This is a genomic window from Streptomyces sp. NPDC051105 (assembly GCF_040682795.1).
In the GTDB taxonomy this organism is placed as follows: Bacteria; Actinomycetota; Actinomycetes; order Streptomycetales; family Streptomycetaceae; genus Streptomyces.
In genome coordinates, this window is sequence record NZ_JBFBBR010000028.1 from 27,056 (window position 1) to 53,555 (window position 26,500).

At 70.3% G+C, this 26,500-nt stretch carries 24 protein-coding genes and 1 pseudogene; 17 read left to right on the forward strand and 8 right to left on the reverse strand.

All coding sequences use genetic code 11. The annotated features are described in order from the left end of the window. Positions 1-6: 6 nt before the first annotated feature. Positions 7-525: a hypothetical protein gene (locus tag AB0N16_RS39955; protein WP_365805684.1), complete on the reverse strand. Its 519-nt coding sequence runs from the start codon at positions 523-525 to the stop codon at positions 7-9. Positions 526-844: 319 nt separating this feature from the next. Here AB0N16_RS39955 and AB0N16_RS39960 point away from each other — a divergent pair. The 11 genes and pseudogenes from AB0N16_RS39960 to AB0N16_RS40010 form a co-directional block, all read left to right on the forward strand. Beyond that, positions 845-1,920 (forward strand): annotated as a pseudogene (locus AB0N16_RS39960) (APC family permease); the annotation flags it as partial. A gap of 284 nt (positions 1,921-2,204) precedes the next feature. Further along, the gene (gene kdpF, locus AB0N16_RS39965; RefSeq protein ID WP_016434100.1) at positions 2,205-2,294 is read left to right on the forward strand and encodes a K(+)-transporting ATPase subunit F; all 90 of its coding nucleotides are present in this window, start codon (positions 2,205-2,207) and stop codon (positions 2,292-2,294) included. Between the two features lie 7 nt (positions 2,295-2,301). Then, entirely contained in the window at positions 2,302-4,017 is a 1,716-nt protein-coding gene (gene kdpA / locus AB0N16_RS39970) for a potassium-transporting ATPase subunit KdpA (protein ID WP_365805686.1), read from the forward strand. Positions 4,018-4,046: 29 nt separating this feature from the next. Then, entirely contained in the window at positions 4,047-6,137 is a 2,091-nt protein-coding gene (gene kdpB / locus AB0N16_RS39975; RefSeq protein ID WP_365805722.1) for a potassium-transporting ATPase subunit KdpB, read from the forward strand. A gap of 24 nt (positions 6,138-6,161) precedes the next feature. Beyond that, positions 6,162-6,830, forward strand: coding sequence for a potassium-transporting ATPase subunit C (locus tag AB0N16_RS39980; protein WP_365805688.1), 669 nt, complete (start codon positions 6,162-6,164; stop codon positions 6,828-6,830). Between the two features lie 8 nt (positions 6,831-6,838). Then, a complete protein-coding gene (locus AB0N16_RS39985; RefSeq protein WP_365805690.1) occupies positions 6,839-7,489 on the forward strand; it encodes a response regulator in 651 nt (216 codons plus the stop codon). A 107-nt stretch (positions 7,490-7,596) separates the two neighbouring features. Further along, positions 7,597-9,063 carry a glycoside hydrolase family 43 protein gene (locus tag AB0N16_RS39990; protein WP_365805724.1) on the forward strand — a complete coding sequence of 489 codons (1,467 nt, stop codon included), beginning with the start codon at positions 7,597-7,599 and terminating at the stop codon, positions 9,061-9,063. 148 nt (positions 9,064-9,211) lie between these two features. Further along, entirely contained in the window at positions 9,212-10,507 is a 1,296-nt protein-coding gene (locus AB0N16_RS39995; protein ID WP_365805692.1) for an extracellular solute-binding protein, read from the forward strand. Positions 10,508-10,515: 8 nt separating this feature from the next. Continuing rightward, the gene (locus AB0N16_RS40000; protein WP_365805694.1) at positions 10,516-11,511 is read left to right on the forward strand and encodes a sugar ABC transporter permease; all 996 of its coding nucleotides are present in this window, start codon (positions 10,516-10,518) and stop codon (positions 11,509-11,511) included. Continuing rightward, positions 11,508-12,341 (forward strand): carbohydrate ABC transporter permease, encoded by an 834-nt coding sequence (locus tag AB0N16_RS40005; protein WP_365805696.1) that lies wholly within the window; start codon positions 11,508-11,510, stop codon positions 12,339-12,341. The genes AB0N16_RS40000 and AB0N16_RS40005 overlap by 4 nt, the downstream gene beginning before the upstream one ends. A 31-nt stretch (positions 12,342-12,372) precedes the next feature. Next, positions 12,373-13,425 carry an endo-1,4-beta-xylanase gene (locus tag AB0N16_RS40010; RefSeq protein WP_365805698.1) on the forward strand — a complete coding sequence of 351 codons (1,053 nt, stop codon included), beginning with the start codon at positions 12,373-12,375 and terminating at the stop codon, positions 13,423-13,425. Positions 13,426-13,533: 108 nt separating this feature from the next. Here AB0N16_RS40010 and AB0N16_RS40015 read toward each other — a convergent pair whose 3' ends face one another. Together AB0N16_RS40015 and AB0N16_RS40020 are read right to left on the reverse strand one after the other, a co-directional pair. Further along, positions 13,534-13,740 (reverse strand): DUF5999 family protein, encoded by a 207-nt coding sequence (locus AB0N16_RS40015; RefSeq protein ID WP_089105610.1) that lies wholly within the window; start codon positions 13,738-13,740, stop codon positions 13,534-13,536. A gap of 350 nt (positions 13,741-14,090) precedes the next feature. Next, a complete protein-coding gene (locus AB0N16_RS40020; protein ID WP_365805700.1) occupies positions 14,091-14,675 on the reverse strand; it encodes a hypothetical protein in 585 nt (194 codons plus the stop codon). Between the two features lie 558 nt (positions 14,676-15,233). Between AB0N16_RS40020 and AB0N16_RS40025 the strand changes: the two genes are divergently transcribed. Next, positions 15,234-16,754 (forward strand): glutamate--cysteine ligase, encoded by a 1,521-nt coding sequence (locus AB0N16_RS40025; protein WP_365805702.1) that lies wholly within the window; start codon positions 15,234-15,236, stop codon positions 16,752-16,754. A gap of 508 nt (positions 16,755-17,262) precedes the next feature. Continuing rightward, positions 17,263-18,063 (forward strand): type II CAAX endopeptidase family protein, encoded by an 801-nt coding sequence (locus AB0N16_RS40030; protein ID WP_365805704.1) that lies wholly within the window; start codon positions 17,263-17,265, stop codon positions 18,061-18,063. Here the strand turns inward: AB0N16_RS40030 and AB0N16_RS40035 are convergent. Next, on the reverse strand, positions 18,053-18,865 hold the full coding sequence (locus AB0N16_RS40035; RefSeq protein ID WP_365805706.1) for a PhzF family phenazine biosynthesis protein: 813 nt from the start codon (positions 18,863-18,865) through the stop codon (positions 18,053-18,055). The genes AB0N16_RS40030 and AB0N16_RS40035 overlap by 11 nt on opposite strands. A 537-nt stretch (positions 18,866-19,402) precedes the next feature. Then, positions 19,403-20,851 carry an argininosuccinate synthase gene (argG, locus tag AB0N16_RS40040; RefSeq protein ID WP_365805708.1) on the reverse strand — a complete coding sequence of 483 codons (1,449 nt, stop codon included), beginning with the start codon at positions 20,849-20,851 and terminating at the stop codon, positions 19,403-19,405. Between the two features lie 159 nt (positions 20,852-21,010). Between argG and AB0N16_RS40045 the strand changes: the two genes are divergently transcribed. After that, complete coding sequence (locus AB0N16_RS40045; RefSeq protein WP_365805710.1) at positions 21,011-21,607, forward strand: PadR family transcriptional regulator; 597 nt, start codon at positions 21,011-21,013, stop codon at positions 21,605-21,607. A 76-nt stretch (positions 21,608-21,683) separates the two neighbouring features. Here AB0N16_RS40045 and AB0N16_RS40050 read toward each other — a convergent pair whose 3' ends face one another. Both AB0N16_RS40050 and AB0N16_RS40055 read right to left on the reverse strand, forming a co-directional pair. Next, positions 21,684-22,112 (reverse strand): SRPBCC family protein, encoded by a 429-nt coding sequence (locus tag AB0N16_RS40050; RefSeq protein ID WP_365805712.1) that lies wholly within the window; start codon positions 22,110-22,112, stop codon positions 21,684-21,686. Between the two features lie 113 nt (positions 22,113-22,225). After that, positions 22,226-22,420: a hypothetical protein gene (locus tag AB0N16_RS40055; protein ID WP_351734115.1), complete on the reverse strand. Its 195-nt coding sequence runs from the start codon at positions 22,418-22,420 to the stop codon at positions 22,226-22,228. A gap of 199 nt (positions 22,421-22,619) precedes the next feature. Between AB0N16_RS40055 and AB0N16_RS40060 the strand changes: the two genes are divergently transcribed. Then, positions 22,620-23,195, forward strand: coding sequence for a Clp protease N-terminal domain-containing protein (locus tag AB0N16_RS40060; protein ID WP_365805714.1), 576 nt, complete (start codon positions 22,620-22,622; stop codon positions 23,193-23,195). 46 nt (positions 23,196-23,241) lie between these two features. Continuing rightward, positions 23,242-24,219: an EamA family transporter gene (locus AB0N16_RS40065; RefSeq protein WP_365805716.1), complete on the forward strand. Its 978-nt coding sequence runs from the start codon at positions 23,242-23,244 to the stop codon at positions 24,217-24,219. Positions 24,220-24,335: 116 nt separating this feature from the next. On the opposite strand, the gene AB0N16_RS40070 is transcribed toward AB0N16_RS40065, so the two are convergent. Further along, the gene (locus tag AB0N16_RS40070; protein ID WP_365805726.1) at positions 24,336-25,013 is read right to left on the reverse strand and encodes a pyridoxamine 5'-phosphate oxidase family protein; all 678 of its coding nucleotides are present in this window, start codon (positions 25,011-25,013) and stop codon (positions 24,336-24,338) included. 57 nt (positions 25,014-25,070) lie between these two features. Here AB0N16_RS40070 and AB0N16_RS40075 point away from each other — a divergent pair, with 57 nt between their 5' ends. Next, on the forward strand, positions 25,071-26,405 hold the full coding sequence (locus AB0N16_RS40075) for an aminotransferase class I/II-fold pyridoxal phosphate-dependent enzyme (RefSeq protein ID WP_365805718.1): 1,335 nt from the start codon (positions 25,071-25,073) through the stop codon (positions 26,403-26,405). Positions 26,406-26,500: the final 95 nt, after the last annotated feature.

Below are 26,500 nucleotides of genomic sequence, written 5' to 3' on the forward strand. Positions count from 1 at the left end.
CCGGGGTTATTCGAGCCCCGAGGCCTTGAAGACACCCAGGGCGTTCTCGTGTTCGACGCGTTCGGCGAGGCGGCTCAGCGCGGTCGCGCCGCACAGCAGGGTGCCGGCCGCGGCCGACCTGCGGGCGCCCTCGTCGACGTAACGCCACAGGCCCGGGTTGTCGATCAGGACCTGTGGGTCGATGCGCAGCCGGTCGCCGGACGAGTCCCGCAGCAGCAGCCGGGGAGAGATGCCGTCGAGGCAGCGGACGGAGACCAGGAGGTCCGTGCGGACCCTGCGGGTGCGCAGCAGCCGGCGGGAGGTGAGCCAGCCGTCGCCGGCGCGGACCCTGGCGGGGCTCAGGGCGGCGAAGAGGAGCAGGGCGACGGTGGTCCAGAGAGTGCCGCGCCACCAGGAGACCGTCCCTGCCCCCCAGTCGATCAGGAGGAGCAGGGCGAGGAGGACGCCTGCGCAACGGGCAGACGCGTAGACGTCCTTGGACCAGCGGTGGTCCTCGGCGGGGCGGGCTTCTTCGCCGTGCTGCATGGGGTGAAGGTAGGGAGCGGTGGGGCACGGCGTCAGCAGGTGCGGCATGTCTTTGATGGGACTCTGACGGTCGTGGGTCCGTGCGGCCCGGTGGGGACTGGCCGCGCCCACGCGGCGGTGGCCGCACATCGATACAGCCGCGCGCCCCACGGGCGCGCCGCAGTCACGCCTGTCAAGAAGACATCAAAGTCGAACCCTCCCGCGCGAAGAACGCGCAAGGAATTGCCGGTCCTGGCTGAAACGGGACAGAACCTGGTCGCATCGCGCGCGGTACCACCGCGCGCGAAGGCATATCCCGTTCGTTAAGGAGCACCCTCGCATGTCCGTTCTGACCGCCGAACCGGGCGCCGTGCCCGCCGGTGAGGAGCCGCCCGATACCGGCGAGCGGCACCGGCTCACCGCCGTCACCGGCCTCGCCTCGCTGTCGCTGGACGCCATGGCGTGGGTGGCGTACGGGCCGGAGGCCATCGTGCTGGTGCTGGCCGCCGCCGGTGCGCACGGGCTCGGCTTCACGCTGCCGGTCACCCTCGCCATCGCCGCCCTGCGGGCGGTGCTCGTCGCCTCGTACCGGCAGGTCATCGCCGCCTTCCCGGACGGAGGAGGGTCGTACGCGGTGGCCCGGACGCATCTCGGTGCGCCGCCGCATCCCTGGTGCTCGATTACGTCCTCAACGTCGCCGTCGCGGTCACGGCCGGTGTCGCCGCGCTCACGTCCGCCTTCCCGGCGCTGTACGCCGACCGGCTGTGGCTGTGTCTGGCCGTGCTGGTGTTGATCACCGGTGTGAACCTGCGGGGCATCGTGGAGTCGGCCAAGGCGTTCATCGTGCCGACCGTGGTGTTCGTGGGGTCCGTCTTCGTGCTGATCGTCGTGGGGCTCTTCCGGTCCGCACCGGCCAGCACCGCCACCGCCGCCGGACATGCCTCGGTACTCGCCGACAACGCCTCCGGCGTCGCCGCCCTGCTCCTGCTGAAAGCCTTCGCCTCCGGTTGTGCCGCGCTCACCGGTGTCGAGGCCATCGACAACGCCGTGCCCTCCTTCCGGGCGCCGCGCGTCAGGCGGGCCCAGCACGCGGAGATCGCCCTCGGGGCCGTGCTCGGCGTGATGCTGACCGGGCTGTCGGTGCTGATCTCCCGCTTCCACCTCCAGCCGGTCGCGGGCGTGACCGTCCTCGCGCAGCTCGCCGACGCCTCGCTCGGCACAACTGGGGCTTCTACGTCATCCAGTTCGCCACGATGATCCTGCTCGCCCTGTCCGCCAACACGTTCGTTCGGCGGGCTTCCGGTGCTGCTCAAGCTGCTCGCCCGGGACAACTACCTGCCGCATGTCTTCGCGCTCAAGGCCGACCGGCAGGTGCACCGGCACGGGGTGCTCGCCCTGGCCCTGGTCTCGGCGGCGTCTGAGGCTCGCGTTCCCCCTGTTCAGGGGGTTTCTGAGGCTGAACGGCGGCTGCCGGTCGCGGGTTGGTCGAGGCCGCGTAAGAGTCCCGTCAAAGGCGCGAACACCGCCGTAAGGGACCCGTCAACGGCGGCTGGATCCGGCCAGAAAGACGCTTTCCTCTAACCGTCAGAGTCCTTTCCGAACCTCATCCAGGAGTTCACGATGGCCGATCTGGCCTTCGTCGTCACCGTGCTCGCGGGTTTCGCGCTGGTGGCCCTCATCGCCAAGGGGGTGACCAAGCTGTGACCGCCGAGAACATCGTCGGCCTCGTCGTGGCCGTCGCCCTGCTGGGCTATCTCGTCCTCGCCCTGATCTTCCCGGAGAGGTTCTGAGACACCCATGGGTCCCGTAACCGCCGCCGTGCTCCAGCTCGCCGCGCTCATAGGCGCGCTGGCGCTCTGCTACGTCCCCTTCGGCAACTACATGGCCAAGGTCTACTCCTCCGACAAGCACTGGCGCGTCGAGAAGTGGATCTACAAGGGCATCGGCGCCAACCCCGACACCGAGATGCGCTGGCCCGCCTATCTGCGCGGGGTCCTCGCCTTCTCCCTGGTCGGCGTCCTCTTCCTCTACCTGCTGCAGCGGCTCCAGGGCATCCTGCCCGGCTCGCTCGGCTTCTCCTCGGTCAACCCTGCGCAGTCGTTCAACACGGCCGTCTCCTTCGTGACCAACACGAACTGGCAGTCGTACTACGGCGAGCAGACCATGGGCCACGTCGTGCAGACCGCCGGTCTGGCCGTGCAGAACTTCGTCTCCGCGGCCGTCGGCATCGCCGTCGCCGTGGCGCTGGTGCGCGGGTTCGCGCTCCCCCACTCTCGGCTTCGCTCGAGCGGGGGGACCCCCATGCGCACCGGTGAGATCGGCAACTTCTGGTCCGACCTGGTGCGCGGTGTCATCCGCATCCTCGTGCCGTTCTCCGTGCTCGCCGCGATCATCCTGGTCGCCTGCGGTGCCATCCAGAACTTCTCCGGCATCCACGAGGTCGGCCAGTTTTTCAATGGGCACAGCATGGGCGGCTCGCAGCAGTGGAACGGCGGCGCGGTCGCCTCCCAGGAGGCCATCAAGGAGCTGGGCACCAACGGCGGTGGCTACTTCAACGCCAACTCCGCCCATCCCTTCGAGAACCCGACGCCCTTCACCAACTTTTTCGAGATCTTCCTGCTCCTGCTGATCCCGTTCGCGCTGACCCGCACCTTCGGTGTCATGGTCGGCTCGGTGAAGCAGGGTTACGCGATCCTCGCGACGATGTTCACCATCTGGCTGGGCTTCGTGGCCCTGATGATGTGGACCGAGTTCGCCCACCACGGCCCCGCGCTCCAGATCGCGGGCGGCGCGTACGAGGGCAAGGAGGTCCGCTTCGGGGTCGGCGGCTCGTCGATCTTCGCGGTGTCGACCACCCTGACCTCGACCGGCGCGGTGGACTCCTTCCACTCCTCGTTCACCGGCCTGGGCGGCGGTATCACCCTGCTCAGCATGATGCTGGGCGAGATCGCCCCCGGTGGTACCGGCTCCGGCCTCTACGGCATCCTGATCATGGCGATCATCGCGGTGTTCATCGCCGGTCTGATGGTGGGCCGCACGCCCGAGTACCTGGGCAAGAAGATCGGCGCCCGCGAGATCAAGCTGTCGGCGATCTACATCCTGATCACCCCGGCGCTGGCGCTCGTGTTCGCCGCGATCTCCATGGCCCTGCCGACCCCGCCGCACTCCATGCTCAACCCAGGAGCGCACGGCTTCTCAGAGGTGCTGTACGCCTTCACCTCGGCGGCCAACAACAACGGCTCGGCCTTCGCCGGCCTGAACGCGAACACCGACTGGTACAACACCATGACCGGACTCGCGATGCTGTTCGGCCGCTTCCTGCCCATGGTGTTCGTGCTGGCGCTGGCCGGCTCGCTCGCCGAGCAGCGGCCCGTCCCGGCCACGGCCGGCACTCTGCGCACCGAGAAGCCGCTCTTCACCGGCCTGCTCGTCGGCGCGATCCTGATCATCACCGGTCTGACCTACTTCCCGGCCCTGGCGCTGGGCCCGCTGGCCGAGGGGCTGGCGTCGTGAAAACCCGAACGGAAGCCCACGAGGACACCATGTCCACACCCACCCTTGCGCCCCACCAGGACGCGCCGACGGGGCACAAGCCCGCCGAAGGCCGCGTCGGCGCGGGCCTGTTCCACCCCAAGCAGCTGATCAGGTCCCTCCCCGAGGCCTGCCGCAAGCTGGACCCGCGGGTCATGATCAAGTCGCCCGTGATGTTCGTGGTGTGGGTCGGCTCGATCCTGACCACGGTCTTCTCCTTCAAGGACCCGGGTGACTGGTTCGGCTGGACCATCAGCGCCTGGCTGTGGCTGACCGTGATCTTCGCCAACCTCGCGGAGGCGGTCGCCGAGGGCCGTGGCAAGGCCCAGGCGGACACCCTGCGCAAGGCCAAGACCGACACCGTCGCCCGGCGACTGGTCGGTGACACCGAGGAGCAGGTGCCCGGCACCGAGCTGAAGATCGGTGACCTGGTGGTCTGCGAGGCCGGCGACATCATCCCCGGTGACGGTGACGTCATCGAGGGTGTCGCGTCGGTCGACGAGTCGGCGATCACCGGTGAGTCGGCTCCGGTCATCCGTGAGTCCGGCGGTGACCGGTCCGCGGTCACGGGCGGTACCAAGGTGCTGTCCGACCGGATCGTCATCAAGATCACGACGAAGCCGGGCGAGACCTTCATCGACCGGATGATCGCCCTGGTCGAGGGCGCCGCCCGGCAGAAGACGCCGAACGAGATCGCGCTGAACATCCTGCTCGCCTCGCTGACGATCGTCTTCCTGCTGGCCGTCGCCACCCTCCCGCCCTTCGCGGACTACGCGGGCACCCACCTGACGATGGTCGTGCTGGTCGCCCTCCTCGTCTGTCTCATCCCGACCACCATCGGCGCGCTGCTCTCCGCGATCGGCATCGCCGGCATGGACCGCCTGGTGCAGCGCAACGTGCTCGCCATGTCGGGCCGCGCCGTCGAGGCCGCCGGTGACGTCTCCACGCTGCTGCTGGACAAGACCGGCACCATCACCCTCGGCAACCGCCAGGCCTCCGAGTTCCTGCCGGTGCGCGGGGCCACCGAGCCCGAGGTCGCCGACGCCGCCCAGCTGTCGTCGCTGGCCGACGAGACCCCCGAGGGCCGCTCCATCGTCGTCCTGGCGAAGGAGAAGTACGGGCTGCGCGAGCGGCACCAGGGCGAGCTGGCGCACGCCGAGTGGATCGCCTTCACCGCCCAGACCCGCATGTCGGGTGTGGACGTCGACGGCAGGAAGATCCGCAAGGGTGCGGCCGGTTCGGTCATGGCCTGGGTCCGCGAGCAGGGCGGCACCGTCGCCGAGGGCGCCGACACCCTCGCAGGCCGCATCTCCGAGGCCGGTGGCACGCCGCTCCTGGTCGCGGTCGAGGACGCCGAGGGCGCCCGGATCCTGGGCGTCATCCACCTCAAGGACGTCGTCAAGGACGGCATGCGCGAGCGGTTCGAGGAACTGCGCCGCATGGGCATCAAGACCGTCATGATCACGGGTGACAACCCGCTGACCGCCAAGGCGATCGCCGACGAGGCGGGCGTGGACGACTTCCTCGCCGAGGCCACCCCCGAGGACAAGATGGCCCTCATCAAGCGGGAGCAGGCGGGCGGCAAGCTGGTCGCGATGACCGGTGACGGCACCAACGACGCCCCGGCGCTCGCGCAGGCGGACGTCGGCGTGGCGATGAACACGGGTACGTCGGCCGCGAAGGAGGCCGGCAACATGGTCGACCTCGACTCCAACCCGACCAAGCTCATCGAGATCGTCGAGATCGGCAAGCAGTTGCTGATCACCCGCGGTGCGCTGACCACGTTCTCCATCGCCAACGACGTCGCGAAGTACTTCGCGATCATCCCGGCCATGTTCGCCGTGGTCTACCCGGGCCTGGACAAGCTCAACATCATGCACCTGTCCTCGCCCAGCTCCGCGATCCTGTCCGCGGTCATCTTCAACGCGCTGATCATCATCGCGCTGGTGCCGCTCTCGCTGCGAGGCGTCCAGTACAAGCCGGTCAGCGCCGACAAGATGCTCCGCCGCAACCTCGGGATCTACGGCCTCGGCGGCCTGATCGCGCCCTTCATCGGCATCAAGATCATCGACCTGCTCATCTCCCTCATCCCCGGGCTGTAATTTCTTGAAAGCGTGCTGAAGGCCATGAACAACTCCGTAAGCAACACAGCCCGGTTGCTCTGGGCGGGCCTGCGCGCCCTCCTCGTGCTGACCCTGGTGACGGGCGTGATCTACCCCCTGGTCGTCACCGGCATCGCCCAGGCCGCGTTCAGCGACAAGGCGAACGGCTCCGAGGTCAAGGCGGACGGCAAGGTCGTCGGCTCGTCCCTGATCGGGCAGTCGTACAACCTGCCGCTGAAGAAGGGTCAGGAGACCCCGGATGCGGCCCTGCAGTGGTTCCAGGGCCGCCCGGCCAACGGGCTCGGCAGCAACAGCGTCAACACCCAGTACAAGCTGCTCCTTTCGGGTGCGACCAACCTCGCCGCCGACAACAAGGTCCTGATCCAGCAGGTGAAGGACGCCAAGGCCGCGGTCGTCAAGGACAACTCGGTGCCCGGCTACTCGGTCACGCCCGCCCAGGTGCCGGCCGACGCCGTCACCTCCTCGGGCTCCGGCCTGGACCCGGACATCTCCCCGGCCTACGCCGAGCTCCAGGTCCACCGGGTCGCGGCGAAGAACCACCTCTCCGTCGACCAGGTGGAGAAGCTGGTCAAGGACCACACCGACGGCCGCACCCTCGGCTTCATCGGTGAGCCCCGGGTGAACGTCCTCGAACTCAACATCGCGCTGAAGGACCTGACCAAGGGCAGTTGAGAGAGCCGATGACCCGAGTGCTGGTCGTGGAAGACGACCCACAGCTCGTACGGGCACTCGTGATCAACATGCAGGCACGCCAGTACGGAGTGGACGCGGCGCCCGACGGCGCCACGGCCCTCCGGCTGGCGGCCGCGCGTCAGCCGGACGTGGTGATGCTCGACCTCGGACTGCCCGACATGGACGGTGTCGACGTCATCAAGGCGCTGCGCGGCTGGACCCGTGTACCGATCCTGGTGCTGTCGGCGCGACAGGCCTCCGACGAGAAGGTCGCCGCGCTGGACGCGGGCGCCGACGACTACATCACCAAGCCGTTCAGCATGGACGAACTGCTCGCCCGGCTGCGGGCGGCCGTCCGCCGTACCGAGGAGGTCCCGCTCGCCCCCGAGACCACCCTGGTGGAGACGCCCGACTTCACCATCGACCTGCTCGCCAAGAAGGCCGTACGGGCCGGCCAGGACGTACGGCTCACCCCCACCGAGTGGCATCTGCTGGAGATCCTGGTCACCAACCGCGGCGCCCCGGTACTCCCCGGCTCCCGCAACGCCGAGCGCTGGCAGGACGTCGAGGAACTGCTGGCCGCCGGGATCGACGTCGTCTCCACGGTCAACAGACCACACCTGGAGTCGCTGTGGTCTGCCTGCTCCCGTACCGCCTGAAGCTCTGGCACACCGCCTTGTCGGGCCTCGGACAGCCCCTTACAGTGCGCCTCGTAATGTTCGCCGAGCTCGCCGAAACTTTCGGCGACGCCTGGGAGGGCACCCGCATGCGGACGTACGACAACCCGGTCATCCCCGGATTCCACCCCGACCCGAGCGTGTGCCGGGTGGGGGAGGACTACTACCTGGTGTGTTCCAGCTTCGAGTACTTCCCCGGTGTCCCGCTCTTCCACAGCCGGGACCTCGTGCACTGGCGGCAGCTCGGCAACGTGCTGGACCGGCCGACCCAGTTGACGCTGCCGGACGACACGCCGGCGTCGGGCGGTGTGTACGCCCCGACGATCCGGTACCACGACGGGCTCTTCCACGTCGTCACCACCAATGTCAGTGCGGGCGGCAACCTGCTGGTCACCGCCGAGCGTCCCGAGGGACCCTGGTCCGACCCGGTGTGGATCGACGTCCCCGGCATCGACCCCGACCTCGCCTGGGACGAGAACGGCGACTGCTGGTGTGCCGTGGCGGGGGTGGCGGTGGCCCGGATCGACACCCGGACCGGGAAGGTACTGGAGGGGCCGCTGCCGATGTGGTCCGGGACCGGGCTGCGCGACCCCGAGGCGCCGCACCTGTACCGGGTCGGGGAGTGGTGGTACCTGCTGGTGGCCGAGGGCGGCACCGCACTCGGGCACGGGGTGTCCGTGGCCCGCGCCCGCTCACCGCGCGGGCCCTGGGAGACCGCGCCGGCCAATCCGCTGGTCTCCCACCGGGGCACCGGGGAGCCGGTCCAGTGCACCGGCCACGCCGACCTGGTCCAGGCCGCCGACGGCAGTTGGTGGGCGGTGCTGCTGGGCACCCGCCCGCGCGGCTGGTTCCCGGAGTTCCACGTCCTCGGCCGCGAGACGTTCCTGGCGCCGGTGGAGTGGGCGGACGGCTGGCCGCGCATGGGGCGGGTGCGGGAGCGGGAGCAGGCCCCGGCGGTCTGGCATCCGGTCGAACGGCCGCCCGTGCGGGACGACTTCACGGGCACCGGCCTCGCACCGCACTGGATCTCCCCGCGCAGCCGGCCGGACGGCTGCTGGTCGCTGGCCCAACGGCCCGGGTGGCTGACGCTCACGGCCACCGGGGACAGCCTCGACCGGGCCGGGCACACCTTCGTCGGCCGCCGCCAGCAGCACCCGGACTGCCGCGCCGCCGCGCTGCTCGACCCCGGCACGGCACGCGCGGGTCTGTCGGTCCGTATCGACGAGGCCCACCACTACGACCTGGAGGTGAGCGGGGGAGCGGTGCGCGCGGTCGCCCGGATCGGGCCGCTGCGGCAGACGATTTCCGAACACCCCGTGCCAGCAGGGCCGGTGACCCTGGTCGTCGAGACCCACACGACCGGGGCCGGTCGCGGAGGGCCCGATGCCGTGGCCCTCTCGGTCGAAACGTCCGACGGGGTCGTTCGGCTGGCCGAACTCGACGGGCGGTATCTCTCCACGCAGGTGGCGGGCGGGTTCACCGGCCGGGTCATCGGCATGTACGTCACCGAGGGCCGGGCCGCCTTCGACTGGTTCGCATACGTGCCCATGAGCTGATGCGCGACACCTTGACGCTCCTGATGCGCCTTTCTAGAGTCGCCGTTCGGAACGTTCGGTGAAAACACCGAATGTTTCGAAAACGGCGACCCGAGAGCACCACCGAACCAGGACGGCGTCGGTCGTCCCGTACCCCAAGGAGCGCATCATGGGCGACCCGGCACTGTCCCGTCGCGGTTTTCTGGCGGCCACCGCGGCCGCCGGACTGGGCATGACCGCCCTCAGCGGCTGCGGCGGAGACTCGGACGGAGGCTCGTCGGGGGGAAACACCACCATCGAGTGGTGGAACATCTCCACGACCAGCCCGACGAAGGGCGTGTGGGCCGCTCTCGCCAAGAAGTTCGAGGCGCAGAACCCCAAGGTCAAGGTAAAGATCGTGCAGTTGGAGAACGACGCCTACAAGTCGAAGATGACCGCGCTGACCGCCTCCGGGAAGCTCCCCGACATCTTCCACACCTGGGGCGGCGGAGTCCTCCAGCAGCAGGTCGACGCCGGGCTCGTCAAGGACCTCACCGACCCCACCAAGTCCTGGGCCGAGGGGCTGCTCCCGGTCGCCAAGGAGCCGTACCTCCTGGACGGCAAGACGTACGGCATCCCCTTCGACATAGGCATGATCGGCTTCTGGTACAACAAGGCGCTCTTCAAGAAGGCCGGGGTCAGTACACCCCCCACCACCTGGAGCGCCTTCCTCGACGCCGTGAAGAAGCTGAAGGCCGCCGGTGTCACCCCGCTCGCGCTGGCCGGCAAGGAGAGCTGGACCGGCATGTACTACTGGGCGTACCTGGCGATGCGCACCGCCGGGATCGACGCCCTCAAGAAGGCCGACGACGACAAGGACTTCACCGGCGACGGGTTCGTCCAGGCCGGACAGCATCTGAAGGACCTGGTCGCCCTGGAGCCGTTCCAGAAGGGCTTCCTGGGCGCCGCCTACTCCAGCCCGACCGGGCAGGCCGCCACCGTCGGCAACGGCAAGGCCGCCATGGAGCTGATGGGCCAGTGGGCCCCGGTCGTCGAGGCCGACTCCGGCAAGGGCGTCGGGGCGAACCTGGGCTTCTTCCCGTTCCCGGCCGTCGACGGCGGAAAGGGCACCATCACCGAGGTGTTCGGAGGCGGCGGCGGACACGCGCTGCGCGTCGACGCCCCGCAGGCGGCCGTCGACTTCCTGAAGTTCTTTGCCTCCGAGACCACGGACGCGGAGCTGGTGAAGAAGACCGGCGTACTGCCCGTCGTGCCCGCCGCCGAGAGCGCGCTGACCGACGCCAACCTGAAGCTCGTACAGGCCCAGTTGAAGGCCGCCACCGGCTTCCAGCTCTACCTCGACCAGGCCTACGCGCCCGCCGTCGGCCAGCAGGTCAACGACAGCGTCGCCGGTCTGATCGCCGGATCCAAGTCGCCCGAGGACGTCACCCAGGCGATCACCAAGACCGCGAAGGAAGAGCAGTAGGCCGGCCGATGACCTCGACCTACCTGTCCGACAAGCGGTCCGGACCGGACGCCCCGCCCCAGCCGCCCCCGCCCTCCGGCCGGACCCGCTCCCGGCGCCGGCTGCTGCACTGGCTCACCGCGATGGGCTTCCAACTGCCCGCCCTGGTCCTGTTCGGCGTGCTCGTCCTGCTGCCGATCCTGTTCGCGATCTACGCCTCGTTCTTCCGCTGGGGCGGCTTCGGCATGCCGTCCGACTACACCGGCACCGACAACTTCACCCGGCTCTTCCAGGACGACGTCTTCCTGGGCGACCTGTGGCGCTGTCTGCTCCTGGTGCTGCTCTCGCTGGCGCTGCAACTGCCGTTCGCGCTGGCCATGGCGGTCCTGCTCAACCAGCGGATCCGGGGCCGGGCCGTCTACCGGATGCTGTTCTTCGCGCCCTACGTGCTGTCCGAGGCGATCACCGGTGTGCTGTTCGGCATGATCTTCGCGCCCGACCAGGGGCTCGCCGACCATGTGCTGGGCGCCGTCGGGCTCGACGGCCTCGGCGGGGAGTGGTTCTCCGACCCCTCCACCGTGATGGCCACCCTCTTCCTGGTCATGACCTGGAAGTACTTCGGCTTCCACATGATGCTTTACCTGGCCGGACTCCAGTCCATCCCGGCCGAGTTGACCGAGGCGGCGACCGTCGACGGCGCGAACCCCTGGCAGCGCTTCCGTCATGTCACCCTGCCGCTGCTCGCCCCGACCCTGCGCATCAGCGTCTTCCTGTCGGTCATCGGCTCCATCCAGCTCTTCGACCTGGTCTGGGTGATCACCGCGGGCGGCCCCGACCACCACTCCGAGACCATGGCCGTGACCATGTTCCAGTACGGCTTCAAGCGCTACCAGGTCGGCTACGCCAGCGCGATCAGCGTGGTCATGTTCGCCATCAGCCTCGTCTTCGCCCTCGCCTACCAGCGGTTCGTGCTCCGCCGCGACCTGGCGGGCGCCACCACGAACATGAGGGGAGACGGCGCATGAGCGGCCGTAGGACGACCGGACGGAACCTGCCCCTGCACCTGGTCCTCGTCGTGGTCGGCGCGATGATGGTCGTACCCCTGCTGTACGCCGTGCTGTCCGGGTTCAAGTCGACCGACGAGCTGTCCCGCAACCCGGTCGGGCTGCCCGGCTCCTGGATCGTCTCCAACTACACCGACATCCTCGGCTCCGGCGCGTTCTGGCGGCTGGTCGGCAACAGCACGCTGATCGCGGTGGGCACGACCGTGCTGGTGGTCGCGGTGTCGGCGCTCGCGGCCTTCTCCTTCGCGCGGTTCGCCTTCCGGGGCCGTGAGGTGCTGTTCACGGTGTTCACGATGGGGCTGATGTTCCCGTTCGCGGTGGCGGCGCTGCCGCTGTTCCTGCTGCTGCGCTCGATGAACCTGCTGGACAACCCGCTGGGCGTGATCCTCCCGCAGGCCGCGTTCGGACTGCCGATGACCATCATCATCCTGCGCGGCTTCTTCCGGGAGATCCCCGGCGAGCTGGAGGAGGCGGCCACCCTGGACGGCTGCGGCCCCTTCGCCTTCTTCTGGCGGATCCTGCTGCCCATGGCCCGGCCCGCCCTCGGCACGGTCTCCGTGCTCGCGGTGGTCACCAGCTGGAACAACTTCCTTCTGCCGCTGCTGGTCTTCACGGACTCCACGTGGTGGACCATCCCGATCGGCGTGCAGCAGTTCCAGGGCCAGTACTCCGCGGACACCGCCCGGGTCTTCGCCTATCTGGTCCTCGCCATGGTCCCGGCCCTGGCCTTCTACTCGGTCGCCGAGCGCCAGCTCGTCGGCGGCCTCACCGCCGGCGCCACCAAGGGCTGAATCCGCACTCCCTACTGATCGGAGTCGCACGATGTCCCGCACCCGTCTCAGACTCGCCGGTGCCCTCGCGGCCGTGCTCGTGGCGGCGGGGGTGGCCACCGGCCCCGCCGCCCAGGCCCACGGCCGGCCGGTCACCCTCGCCGAACTGGCCCAGCGCCACGGCCGCTACTTCGGCAGCGCCACCGACAACCCCGAACTCACCGACACCGCCTACACCAAGCTGCTCGGCAGCGAGTTCGACATGATCACACCCGGCAACGGCATGAAGTGGTACGCCACCGAGCCGCAACAGGGCGTCTTCGACTGGACGAACGGCGACCAGATCGTCGACTCGGCCCGCAGGAACCACCAGCGGGTCCGCGCCCACACCCTGGTCTGGCACAGCCAGCTGCCCGACTGGCTCACCTCCCGCGCGTGGACGGCCACCGAACTGCGGGCGGTGCTGAAGAAGCACATCCAGACCGAGGTGCGGCACTACCGGGGCAAGGTCTACTCCTGGGACGTCGTCAACGAGGCCTTCAACGAGGACGGCAGCTACCGCGAGACCCTCTGGTACAAGACGCTCGGCCCCGGTTACATCGCCGACGCGCTGCGCTGGGCCCACCAGGCCGACCCGCACGCCAGGCTCTACCTCAACGACTACAACATCGAGGCCACCGGCCCGAAGAGCGACGCCTACTACGCGCTCGCCCAGGAGCTGAAGGCGGAGCACGTGCCGCTGAACGGCATCGGCTTCCAGGCCCACCTCGCCCTCCAGTACGGCTATCCGGCCACCCTGGAGGAGAACCTCCGCCGCTTCTCCCGGCTGGGCCTGGACACCGCGCTCACCGAGGTGGACGTCCGGATGCAACTGCCCGCCACCGACGGGAAACTGGCCGAGCAGGCGACCTGGTACGCGGATCTGACCAAGGCGTGCCTCGCGGTACGGCGGTGCGTGGGCGTGACGATCTGGGACTACACGGACAAGTACTCGTGGATCCCGGCGTTCTTCCCGGGCGAGGGCGCGGCCCTGCCCTGGGACGAGCAACTCGCTCCCAAACCGGCCTACTTCGCACTGCGCCAAGCGCTCGGCTACAGGGGGTAGTCACCCCTGGACGCACGTCGGGGCCGGTGCGCACCAGGTGTGTGCGTCCGGCCCCTGCTGGTCACCGGGCGGAGCGGCGGGGCCGCCCGGGGGTGGTGCGGTGTTCTGTCAGGCGGCGGTCACCACGCGGCCGGCACCGAGCGGGCGGTGCGGCGCGATGATCTGGCCGTCGGGCAGAAGCTCACCGGTGTCCTCGAAGAGCAGGACGCCGTTGCACAGCAGGCTCCATCCCTGCTCCGGGTGGTGCGCCGTCAGGCGGGCGGACTCCCGGTCGGCGGATTCTGCTGTCGGGCACGGTGGCTGGTGCTGGCACATGAGTGGGGTCTCTCGCTCTGTGGTGGTCATCTCGGTCCCCCGTGGTGTCGAGTCGGTCGGAAACCAGTGTTGCCCTCCGGGCGGTGTTCCGCAGGGATTTGGCCGCACCGCTTCTCACAGGTTGGAGACGCGTCACTCGCGCGGACGGTTCATCTCGACCGGGCTGCCAATTCGGATGGTTTCGCGTGGCCGGATGGAGCTAGTCAGGTCGCCGGAGAAGGGTTATCGGGCTCTTAGGAGCAGTCAATTGCTCGTACGAGCGTCTCCCGGTGTCCCAGGTATTGACTTGTGGAAATACGAACGTACCCCGTCACTCGTTCAAGGGTGACGGGGTACGACGGGTGACGGTCTCAGGCGGGTGTGATGAGCAGGGGTGCCGGGGTGACCCGGTGGGTCAGCACGGGGAGCAGCTCGGCCACGGGGTGTGGCCGGTGGGCCGCGATGCCGGGCGGGGCCGGGGCGAGCGGGACGAGCAGGTCGTTGGCGGCCGGGTGGCCCTCGGCGCCGTCCGCGGTGCGGTCGCCGTGCAGCCACAGGGTGAGCATGTAGAGGCCGGGCAGGGACAACAGACGTGGCTGGTACGTCTGCTGCAAGGCCTCGGCCTGGTGCAGGGCCCGCTCCGTGGAGGAGATGTAGGGCCCCTCGAAGAAGTGTGAGAAGGCCCAGCCGTCCGGGGTGAGCATCGTCTCGGCCGCGGCCACCGCGCGGTCGCCGCAGCGGATCAGGAAGCGCCAGCCGGCCAGCCGGGTGGCGGACACGCCCTCCGGGGCGATCCGGTCCAGGACGTGCACGGGCAGGGGGAGTTCGGGGGTCGCGGGTCCCTGGGCGGTGCGCAGGGAGGGGGTACGGGCCTCGCTGACCGCGGTGGGGGAACCGAGGGCGGTGAGGACGGAACGCAGGGCGGGCGCGGGCGCAGGAGGGAATTGCAGCGGCATGGTGGGTCGCCTCTCATTCGACAGGCGCGGCGGCGCGAGGGCAGGGGCGGACGGCGCTGTCAGCTCACAGGGGGGTCAGAGAGGCGGGGGCCCGGCTCGGTGAAGAGAGGTGCGGGCGTTGTCGGCCGCACGTCATTCAGAGGGCAGGAACCAGACCGTGGGCGCCAGCCTTCTGCCTTGTTCGCGGAGTTTATACGACGCCTGTTCAGACGGTGTTTCACCGGGTCGTTTCACAGAAGTGAACAAGGCGCAATTCGGCCGTTGATACGTGCGGAATCCTCCCGATTTCCGGCCCGCCGCGCCCGTGCTGACCTCGGAATACGGGGTTCTCGCGGTCGGCCGAATGTCGTCGGCGTTTTTCACGAGGACATCGGGGAACCCGAAGTTGCATGATGCCCCATGCCCCGTGAATGTGCCGCAGGACACATTCCAACAGACTAGCGGCTACCAGTGCCGCGCGCGACGTTATCGATCGCTTCCGGTGGGCATCATCCCACCTGGACCCGGGACCACCGGCGGCCGGAACCCCGGTCCGCCCATTCGAGGAGGGACGCTTCGATGGGGGAGAAGGTCGTGGCGGGCCGGTTCGACCTGTCCGATCGCCAGCGCTACCGTGAAAAGCTCCGCGACTGTCTGTCGGGGCTGGAGCGACTGCTGGTGGAGAAGCGGTTCGACCGCCCCAAGAACCTCATGGGCGTCGAGATCGAATTGAATCTCGCCGGTGCGGACGGCATGCCGAGAATGCTGAACGGACAGGTCCTCGAACGTATCGCGAGCCGAGATTTCCAAACAGAACTCGCCATGTTCAATCTGGAAGTGAACATAGCTCCACACCGGCTGGGCGGCCGGGTATTCGACCAGCTCGACGAGGAACTCCGGACGTCCCTGGCGTACGCCGACCGCAAGGCGGGCGAGGTGGACGCCGGGATCGTGATGATCGGCATTCTGCCCACGCTGGAGCGGGACGACCTGGTCTCCGCGAACCTCTCCGAGGTCGACCGGTACACCCTGCTCAACGACCAGATCGTGGCCGCCCGGGGTGAGGACTTCGTGCTCGACATCGAGGGCGTCGAGCACCTCAGGTGCACGTCGAAGTCGATCGTCCCGGAGGCCGCCTGCACCTCCGTGCAACTGCACCTCCAGGTCACCCCGGCCCGCTTCGCCGACGTGTGGAACGCGGCGCAGGCGGCCTGCGCCGCGCAGATCGCCGTGGGCGCGAACTCCCCCTTCCTCTTCGGCCGCGAACTGTGGCGGGAGTCCCGGCCCCCGCTGTTCCTCCAGGCCACGGACACCCGGCCGCCGGAGCTCCAGGCCCAGGGCGTACGGCCGCGCATCTGGTTCGGCGAGCGCTGGATCAGCTCCGCCTACGAACTCTTCGACGAGAACCTGCGCTACTTCCCGCCGCTGCTGCCGATCTGCGACGAGGAGGACCCGCTGGCCGTGCTGGACGCGGGCGGGGTGCCGAAGCTCGCGGAACTCGTCCTGCACAACGGGACGGTGTACCGCTGGAACCGGCCGGTGTACGGCGTCGCCGACGGTGTCCCGCACCTGCGCGTCGAGAACCGTGTCCTGCCGGCCGGCCCGACCATCACCGACGTGATCGCCAACGCGGCGTTCTACTACGGCCTCGTCCGCGCACTCGCGGAGGAGTCACGACCGGTGTGGACGCGGCTGCCGTTCGCCGCGGCCGAGGCGAACTTCGACGCGGCGTGCCGGCATGGCATCGACGCGCGGCTGGTGTGGCCGAGGAGGGGCCGGTACGGCGGCGGTACGACCGAGGTGGACGCGGTCACCCTGGTCCGCGACGAGCTGCTGCCGCTGGCGGCGGCGGGACTGGACGCGTGGGGGGTGGAGGCCGCCGACCGGGACTTCTACCTGGGCGTGATCGAGGAACGGTGCCGACGACGGGTGAACGGGGCGTCCTGGCAGGCGGCGACGTTCCACCGGGCGGTGGAGCGGGGGCTGCCCAGGGACGAGGCGCTGGCCGCGATGACGCGGCGTTACGCGGAGCTGATGAATTCGGGGGAGCCGGTGCATACGTGGCCTGTGGGGTTATTGGAACCGGTGCTGATGGGGTGAGGGGCGCGGGGTGAGGAGAGGCGCCGAGGGGTGTTGCCGTGCGCCGATCTGGGACGGGTCGTCGACCTGGTGGTGAGCCACCCGCCGCCTCGGCTGTCGACCGGACGGCCTCCTCCGTCGAGGCGCCCGGGCCCGGGGCGATGACGTTCAGCGGGACCGGCCGTTCCGGGTTTCCCGGTGTGCACAGCCCGGTCGGCAGCGCTGTGCGCGTCGAAGCTGTGTGCGCGTCGAGGGAGATCAGACCCGTCTGCACGGCGGCCGCGGAGCCATCGGCGACGACCAGGACCAGGTACGTCACCAGGGCGATCGTGCGGCGGCGGGCCGGGGGGCGGGGGTCGGCCGCGATCGCCTGATGTTGATCGGGCAAGCTGTGACGTCCCATGACAGTGGTGTGCTCTCCCTGTCCCACCCGACAGCCCGGCGCGCACGGTCTTCCCTCGTGACTGCTTTCGAGACAGTGGCGGGGTGAAGATGGGCATGGGGCGGGAGTGCCCAACTGGAGTCAGGAGTGCAGGTGGAGGCTGGGCAGGTGGCCGATTCATACCCACTGGAGCGGCCCTCGCGGCGCATGCTCAGAGACGAGACGCTGCTCGTGCTGGGGCTTTCGCTCGGTGCGAGTGGAGTGTCCGCCCTGATCAGCTTCGTCGGATCGGTCACCAAACCGGGCGGGCTCAAGGACCAGGCGGCGACCCTCAACGCGTCCGCCGCGCCAGGCCGCCCATGGCTGGATCTCGCCTGGCAGTTGTTCGGCATCGCCAGCGCGCTCGTCCCCGTTCTCCTGGTCGCCCATCTCCTCCTGCGCGAGGGCGCGAGCCTGCGCACGCTCGGCTTCGACCGTACCCGCCCCTGGCCCGACCTCGGGCGCGGAGCGGGGATCGCGGCGGTGATCGGCAGCACCGGAATCGCCTTCTACCTGGCCGCACGCGGCCTCGGCTTCAACCTCACGGTGGTGCCCGAGGCGCTGCCGGACGTGTGGTGGAAGTACCCCGTGCTGATCCTCTCCGCGATGCAGAACGCGATCCTCGAGGAGGTCATCGTCGTCGGCTATCTGCTGCGCCGCCTCGACCAGTTGGGCTGGACCGCCGGCACGGCGCTGGTCGCCAGCTCCGTACTCCGCGGCTCGTACCACCTCTACCAGGGGATCGGCGGCTTCGTCGGCAACATGGTGATGGGTGTGGTCTTCGTCTACCTGTACCGGCGGTGGGGCCGGGTCGGTCCCCTGGTGGTGGCGCACTCCCTGCTCGACATCGGCGCGTTCGTCGGCTACGCGGTGCTGGCGGGCAAGGTGGGCTGGCTGCCTACGGCGTGAGCAGTTCCCCGTCGATCACGGTGACGGCCCGTCCGGTGAGCAGGGTGCGGTCGTCGCGCAGCGAGGTTCGGACGAAGCCGGTACGACGGGAGGCCTGGAGCCCGGTCAGATCGGGCCTGCCGAGCCGGGCGGTCCAGTGCGGCGCGAGGGCGGTGTGTGCACTGCCGGTCACCGGGTCCTCGTCGATGCCGACGTTCGGGAAGAAGCAGCGGGAGACGTAGTCGTAGCCCTGGGCGGGGTCCGCGGCGCGGGCGGTGGCGATGATCCCGCGTGCGGAGTGGGCGCCGAGGGCCCTGAGGTCGGGGGAGAGGCCGAGCACGGTCTTCTCGTCGGCGAGTTCGACCAGCAGGTCGCCTACGTTCGGCCCGGTGTCGAAGACGGCGACGGGTTCGGCGCCGAGCGCGTCGGCGACACCGGCGGGGGTGTCGACGCGGGTCAGCGGGGCGGTGGGGAAGTCCAGGGTGATCGCTCCGTCCGCGCCGGGCGTAGCGATCAGCACTCCGCTGCGGGTGGCGAACCGCACGGGCCCCGACTGCGCGCCCGTCGTACCGATCACATGGGCGGTGGCGAGCGTGGCGTGCCCGCACATCGCGACCTCCGTGACCGGGGTGAACCACCGCAGCGCCCAGTCGGCGTCCGCGCCCTCGGGCAGGGGGTGCGCGAACGCGGTCTCGGCGTGGTTCACCTCCATGGCGACGTTCTGCATCCACCCGTCATCGGGAAAGCCGTCCAGCAGCACGACCCCGGCCGGGTTCCCGGCGAAGGCCCGCTCGGCGAAGGCATCAACGATTCGAATCCGCATGGCCCAGACGCTAGGCCTTCCACGAACCGACCGCCCAAGGCCAATCCGCCCCCGCTGGACCGATTTCCCTCCACTGGCCCTGACACCGCCGACGACCACGGACACCCCGCAAGAGACGCGGTGCGTCGCGGGCCACGGCGGCGCGGCCCCTTGGGGGCGCGGGGAACTGCGCGAGCAACCACGGCGGTGCCGCACCGGTTGTGTGTCGCCAGCCACGGCGGCGCGGCCCCTTGGGGGCGCGGGGAACTGCGCGAGCAACCACGGCGGTGCCGCACCGGTTGTGTGTCGCGAGCCACGGCGGCGCGGCCTTTAGGGGCGCGGGGAACTGCGCGAGCAACCACGGCGGTGCCGCACCGGTTGTGTGTCGCGGGCCACGGCGGCGCGGCCTTTAGGGGCGCGGGGAACTGCGCGAAGCCGTGCAACGGCGCCGCACCGGCCAGCCGACCCTCGGCTTCCACGGCGCCCGTGCCCGCTGTCGCCCCCCCCAACGGGAAAAGGGGCCGACCCGTGACGAGTCGGCCCCCCTGAGCGGAACGCTCAGTCCGTGCCCAGCTCCATCGCCGCCCGGTCCAGCAACTCGTCGGCGTCCGGCGCAGCCTCCCCGCGGGACGCGATCGCCTCGGCGCCGCCCTCCGGCATGGTGCCGATCAGGCCCGTCGCCGCGGCCTGCGCCGCACCGATCGCCGGGTTGGCGGAGCCGATCAGGCCGAGGCCCGCGTACTGCTCCAGCTTCGCGCGGGAGTCGGCGATGTCGAGGTTGCGCATGGTCAGCTGGCCGATCCGGTCCACCGGACCGAACGCCGCGTCCTCGGTCCGCTCCATCGACAGCTTGTCGGGGTGGTAGCTGAACGCCGGACCCGTCGTGTCGAGGATCGAGTAGTCCTCGCCGCGCCGCAGCCGCAGCGTCACCTCACCGGTGACGGCCGCGCCGACCCACCGCTGGAGCGACTCGCGGATCATCAGCGCCTGCGGGTCCAGCCACCGGCCCTCGTACATCAGCCGGCCCAGCCGCCGGCCCTCGTTGTGGTACTGGGCGACCGTGTCCTCGTTGTGGATCGCGTTGACCAGCCGCTCGTACGCAGCGTGCAGCAGCGCCATGCCCGGCGCCTCGTAGATCCCGCGGCTCTTCGCCTCGATGATCCGGTTCTCGATCTGGTCGGACATGCCGAGCCCGTGCCGGCCGCCGATCGCGTTGGCCTCCATGACCAGCTCGACGGCGGTCCCGAACTCCTTGCCGTTGATCGTCACGGGACGGCCCTGGTCGAAGCCGATCGTCACGTCTTCGGGCAGGATCTCGACCTCGGGGTCCCAGAACCGCACGCCCATGATCGGGTCGACGGTCTCGATGCCGTTGTCCAGGTGCTCCAGGGTCTTCGCCTCGTGCGTGGCGCCCCAGATGTTGGCGTCGGTGGAGTACGCCTTCTCGGTGCTGTCCCGATACGGCAGCCCGTGCGCGAGCAGCCACTCGGACATCTCCTTGCGGCCGCCGAGTTCGGTCACGAAGTCCGCGTCCAGCCAGGGCTTGTAGATCCGCAGGTGCGGGTTGGCGAGCAGGCCGTACCGGTAGAACCGCTCGATGTCGTTGCCCTTGAAGGTCGAGCCGTCGCCCCAGATCTGGACGTCGTCCTCCAGCATGGCCCGCACCAGCAGCGTGCCGGTGACGGCACGGCCCAGGGGAGTGGTGTTGAAGTACGCCCGCCCGCCCGAGCGGATGTGGAACGCGCCGCAGGTCAGCGCGGCCAGGCCCTCCTCGACCAGCGCGGCCCGGCAGTCGACCAGGCGCGCGATCTCGGCACCGTAGGTGTGTGCGCGGCCGGGTACCGAGGCGATGTCGGGCTCGTCGTACTGGCCGATGTCGGCGGTGTACGTGCACGGGACGGCGCCCTTGTCGCGCATCCACGCGACCGCGACCGAGGTGTCGAGCCCGCCGGAGAAGGCGATGCCGACGCGCTCGCCGGCGGGAAGGGAGGTGAGGACCTTGGACATAGGAAGAGTATGCATCACAACGCATGATCATGCAACGTCATGCACAGGTTCGTGGTTTGACGGATTGTCGAACGGGGTTGTCATCCGAGCGATCTCGATATATCGTTGACCCATCGCGAACGATACGCGACAGATCAACGATGGAATGGAGTGATGGTGATGCGTTCCCACGGACACGAGCGTGGACACGGACAGCGACAGGGGCGCCGGGCGGCGTTCGGGCCCTTCGGGCCGGGCGGCCCCGGCTTCGGTCCCGGCGGACCCGGTTTCGGACCGGGGCACTGGGGGCCGCGAGGGCGTGGAGGTCCCAGGGGAAGGGCGCGGCGCGGTGACGTCCGGGCCTCGATCCTGGCCCTGCTGAAGGACCGCCCGATGCACGGCTACGAGATGATCCAGGAGATCGCCGAGCGCAGCGGCGGTGCGTGGAAGCCCAGCCCCGGCTCGGTCTACCCCACCCTCCAGCTGCTGGAGGACGAGGGCCTGATCGCCAGCGAGAGCGAGGGCGGCAAGAAACTGTTCTCCCTCACCGACAGTGGCCGTACGGCCGCCGACGAGGGGCCGGACGCCCCCTGGGAAGAGGCTTCCCGCGGGGTCGACTTCGAGGCCCTCGGTGAGATCCGGCAGGCCGGTTTCGGTCTGATGGAGGCCTTCGGGCAGGTCTGGAAGACCGGCAGCAAGGAACAGCGCGAGAAGGCGCTGGCCGTCATCAACGAGACCCGCAAGAAGCTGTACCTCATCCTCGCCGACGAGGACTGACCCTCGTGGGCACGGCGAACAGGGCGCCCCGTGGAAGTGATCCGCGGGGCGCCCTTCCGGCTGCCCGGGGCGGGGCTCAGGCCACCAGCCCGGCCAGCTTGCGCAGCGACTCGTTCAGGGCGGCCGTCGCCGAGTCCTTGAGCTTGCCCGCCATCAGTGACACGGCCGCGCCCGTGAACTCGCCGTCGATCCGCACCCCGGTCGCGTCCCCGTCGGGGGTCAGCGTGTAGCGCGTCGCGACGGTCACCGCCATCGGGCCCTTGCCGCGGATCGCCAGCACCCGCGCCGGCTCCAGCTCCTCGATGGTCCACTCGACCTCCGCCGGGAAGCCCATCAGCTTCATGTTCTCCTGGAAGGTCCCGCCCACCGCCAGGTCCTGCGGGCCGCCCTTGGGGAAACTGGTGTGGGTCGCGTTCCACTGCCCGTACGCCGGCCAGTCGGTGAGCTGTGCCCACACCTTCTCGGCCGGTGCCTGGATGCGTGACTCCGCGCTGACTTCGGCCATGCGACCACCCCTTCGTATCGGGCTACGGTGTCGCGGAACGTAGCCGCAGGGCCTCCAACATTCAATACTGATGAACCGTCAGGAAATGTGCGGATCCCCGGTCGCCCGGAGCCTCAGCCCACCCGCCGTATCTCCGCCGCGTCGAACAGGTCCCAGGCCCGCGGGAACGCGCTTTCGTCGTGGCAGTGCCACGCGTCCCAGAACAGGTCCGCGAGCAGCGCGTCCTCCGGCGCGTACACCCGGTACACGTACTGCCTGCCGTCGACCGCAGGCAGCGCGACCAGCCAGCAACCGCACCCGCTCTCCATAACGACGAGAGACGTACGACCGGTGCGCGGCGGTTGCGCACGGGGCGCGCGGCATGACGGCGCGCGCCCTTGCGGGGGAATCGGCCTGATCTCATCCGTAAGGAGGAGATTCCGGCCGTCGCCATCCACTCTGCGTGGGACGCGAAGATGCTTCCCCTCGGCGATGACTCAAGCGCTTGCGGTTGATGAGGTAGGGGATGTGCAACCCCGTATTCCCCGCCAGCCCGTCCAGGACCAGGGCGGCATCCACGCGGACGACGATGCCGGGCTCGGTGCCGAGCTGGCGGCGGTGGTCGCCGGTGCCCGCCGCCGGGCGGTGCGGGACGGGGACCGGCAGGTCGACACCGCCCATCTGCTGCACTCGCTGATCGAGTACGACCCCGAGGTCCGCGCCGTCATCGGCGACGCCCCGCAACTCGCCAGGCTGCTCGCCTACCTCGTGCAGCGCAGCATCGGCTACGGCCTGCGCTGGCAGAGCGGCATCGAGGACTCCGGCGCGCTGCCGGCCGTTCCGCAGGCCGGGGCGAAGGAGGACGGGGCCTGGTCGCCGGTGGCCGCGGCCGCCCTGGAGTACGCCCGCAACCGCGCCCGGCGCCGCACCGCCGGCCGGGCCGACGGCACCGATCTGCTGGCGGGACTCGTCGTGGACCCGGAGTCCCGGGCCGTGGAGGTGCTGGAGCGGGCCGGAGTGGCCGCCCGTGCCCTGGCCGTGCGGGTCGACGGGGACAGCGGAGTGCGGGACGCCGAGGCGGAGAGTCGCACGTCCAGCCGTTGAGACAGGGGTCAACCGGGGTGACGCTCATGTCGTCCCCTGCCATCATGTGCCGGTGCGTATCACTGACAGCAACCCTGGCAGGGGCCTCGGGCTCCCCCTCGCCCTCGGATCGGCGCTCGCCTTCGGCGGCTCCGGCGTCGCGGCCAAGCCGCTGATCGAGGCCGGCCTCGACCCGCTGCACGTGGTGTGGCTGCGGGTGGCGGGCGCCGCCCTGGTGATGCTGCCGCTCGCCGTCCGCCACCGTGACCTGCCGCGCCGCCGGCCCGCGCTGCTCGCCGGGTTCGGCCTGCTCGCCGTCGCCGGTGTCCAGGCCTGCTACTTCGCCGCGATCTCCCGCATACCCGTGGGAGTGGCGCTGCTCGTGGAGTACCTCGCCCCCGCGCTGGTGCTCGGCTGGGTCCGCTTCGTGCAGCGCCGGCCGGTCACCCGTGCCGCCGCGCTCGGAGTCGCGCTCGCGGCCGGCGGTCTCGCGTGCGTCGTGGAGGTGTGGACGGGGCTGAGCTTCGACGCGCTGGGGCTGTTGCTGGCACTGGCGGCGGCGTGCTGTCAGGTGGGGTACTTCGTGCTCGCCGATCACGGTGGCGGAGACGGCGTCGATCCCCTGGGGGTCATCGCGTACGGGCTGCTGGTGGGGGCCGGTGTGCTGACGCTCGTGGCGCGGCCGTGGACGATGGACTGGTCGGTGCTGGCCGGCTCCGCGCCGATGAACGGGTCGACGGTGCCGGCGTTCGCCCTGCTGGGGTGGATCGTGCTGGTCGCGACGGTCGTCGCCTACGTCACCGGTGTGCTGTCGGTACGGCGACTGTCTCCGCAGGTCGCGGGGGTGGTGGCCTGTCTCGAGGCGGTCGTGGCGACCGTGCTGGCCTGGGTGCTGCTGGGGGAGCGGCTGGCGGCGCCGCAGGTACTGGGCGGGGCCGTCGTGCTGCTGGGCGCGTTCATCGCGCAGTCCTCGACGCCGGCGAAGGAGTCGGTGGTGGATCTGAGCGTGGTGGAGGGGCGGGTCGCCTCGAAGTCGGCGGGGTGACCGGTGCGTCGGCGGGCGCGGGTCATCGGTGGCTCGTCGCGCCCACGCGGTGGCCATCGCACCTCGATACGGCCCCGCGCCCCTGACGGGGCGCGTTCCCCTTGCCGGAACTGGGATCAGACGCCCTTCAGGTACGGCGGAACCGGTATGTCCGCCGCCAGGTCGCCGTTGGCGATCGGAGTGCCGTACCCCTTGCGCAGCGGCACCACGCCCGCCCAGTACGGCAGGTCCAGGTCCTCGGGCTCGTCGTTGGCGCCGCCCGTGCGGGTCTTGGCCGAGACCTCGTCCAGGTCCAGGCGGATCACCGCCGTCGCGGCCAGTTCCTTCCGGTCGGCCGGGCGGGAGTCGGCGGAGCGGCCCGGCACCACGTGGTCGACCAGGGCGTCCAGCGCGAGACGCTTCTCCTCGGGGTCGGTGACCTGGTGGGCGACGCCGTGCACCACGACCGAGCGGTAGTTGATCGAGTGGTGGAAGGCGGAGCGGGCCAGCACCAGGCTGTCGACATGGGTGACCGTCACGCACACCGGGAGCCCGGGGTTGGCCTGGCCGGTCATCCGCAGCGGGCGCGAGCCCGTCGAGCCGTGCACGTACAGCACCTCGCCGACCCGGGCGAACAGGGTCGGCAGCACCACCGGCGCGCCGTCGCGCACGAAGCCGAGATGGCAGACATACCCCTCGTCGAGGATCGAGTGCACCACGTCCTTGTCGTACGACGCCCGCTGCGCGGAGCGCGTCGGGACGGTGCGGTCGGACGGGGTGTAGGCGGCGGGCTGCGTCGGTACGGTCCCCTGCACGGCGGGCTCGGCGGTCTCCATTGCGTATCTCCATTGCACTAGTGCATAATCTGCTTTGTGCTAGGAGAATATCGGATCGAAGGCCGGGGTGCAGCTGAGATTGCGGCCAGCGTCGAGCGCGCGGTGGGTACGGGAGAGCTGGAACCGGGACAACTGCTGCCGCCCATGCGGGAGTTGGCGGGCCAGCTCGGGGTGAATCCCAATACGGTCGCGGCCGCCTACCGCACCCTGCGCGAGCGCGGGGTCATCGAGACCGCCGGCCGGCGGGGCAGCCGTATCCGGTCCAAGCCGGCCACTACCGGACGGGACCAGATCCAGCTGGACGTCCCGGCCGGCGTGCGCGACCTGGCCTCCGGCAACCCCGACCCGGCGCTGCTCCCCGCCCTCGCCCCGGCCCTGACGTCCCTGGCGGCCGACGAGGGCGAGCGCGCCCCGGTCCTCTACGGCGCCGACCCCGTCGAGCCGGAGCTGGAGCGGATCTCGCGCGCCGAACTCACCGCCGACGGCGTGCCCGACGGGCCGTTCACCGTCACCTCCGGCTCCCTCGACGCCGTCGAGCGGGTCCTGCTGACACACCTCAAGCCGGGCGACGCGGTCGCCGTCGAGGACCCCGGATGGGGCCGCACGCTCGATCTCGTCCCGGCAGTGGGGCTGCGCGCCGTCCCGGTGGCCGTCGACGACGACGGACCGCGCGCCGACGGCCTGCGCCGGGCGCTGGAGTCCGGGGCGCGCGCCCTGATCGTCACCGCCCGGGCGCACAACCCCACCGGCGCCGCGGTGAGCGCCGCACGCGCGCGTGCGCTGCGTGCCGTGCTGCGCGACCACCCGCACACCGTGCTGATCGAGGACGACCACGGTCACGGCATCGTCGACCTGCCCCTGCACCCGCTGGTGGGCACCACCCGGCACTGGGCCTTCGTCCGCTCGGTCGCCAAGGCCTACGGCCCGGACCTGCGGCTGGCCGTCATGACCGGCGACGAGGTCACGGTCGACCGGGTGCGGGGCCGGCAGCGGCTGGGGCCGGGCTGGGTGAGCCGCCTGCTCCAGCGCACGGTGGTCCGGATGCGGACGGGCGGGGCGGTGCACGGCCCGCAGGTGGCGGCGGCCTACCGGGCCCGCCGTGAGCTGCTGATCGACGCGCTCGCGGACCACGGCATCGAGGCGCACGGCCGCAGCGGCATGAACGTCTGGGTCCCGGTCCCGGACGAGACGGGCGCGGTGTCCCGTCTGCTGCACGAGGGGTGGGCGGTGTCCCCGGGGGCGCGGTACCGCCTCGCCTCCCCGGCCGGCATCCGGATCACGGTCTCGACCTTGACCCCCGAGGAGACCGGCCCGCTGGCCGCGGCCGTGGCGGCGGCGGTCACACCGGCGAGGGGCCGCATCCAGGCCTAATAGGACTCCGTTAGGTCTTCCTATCGGTGCTGATCACGAGCATGTTGGATGTGTGGACGCACACGAAGTGAGCCGGGTCCGGGCCAAGTTGGCGT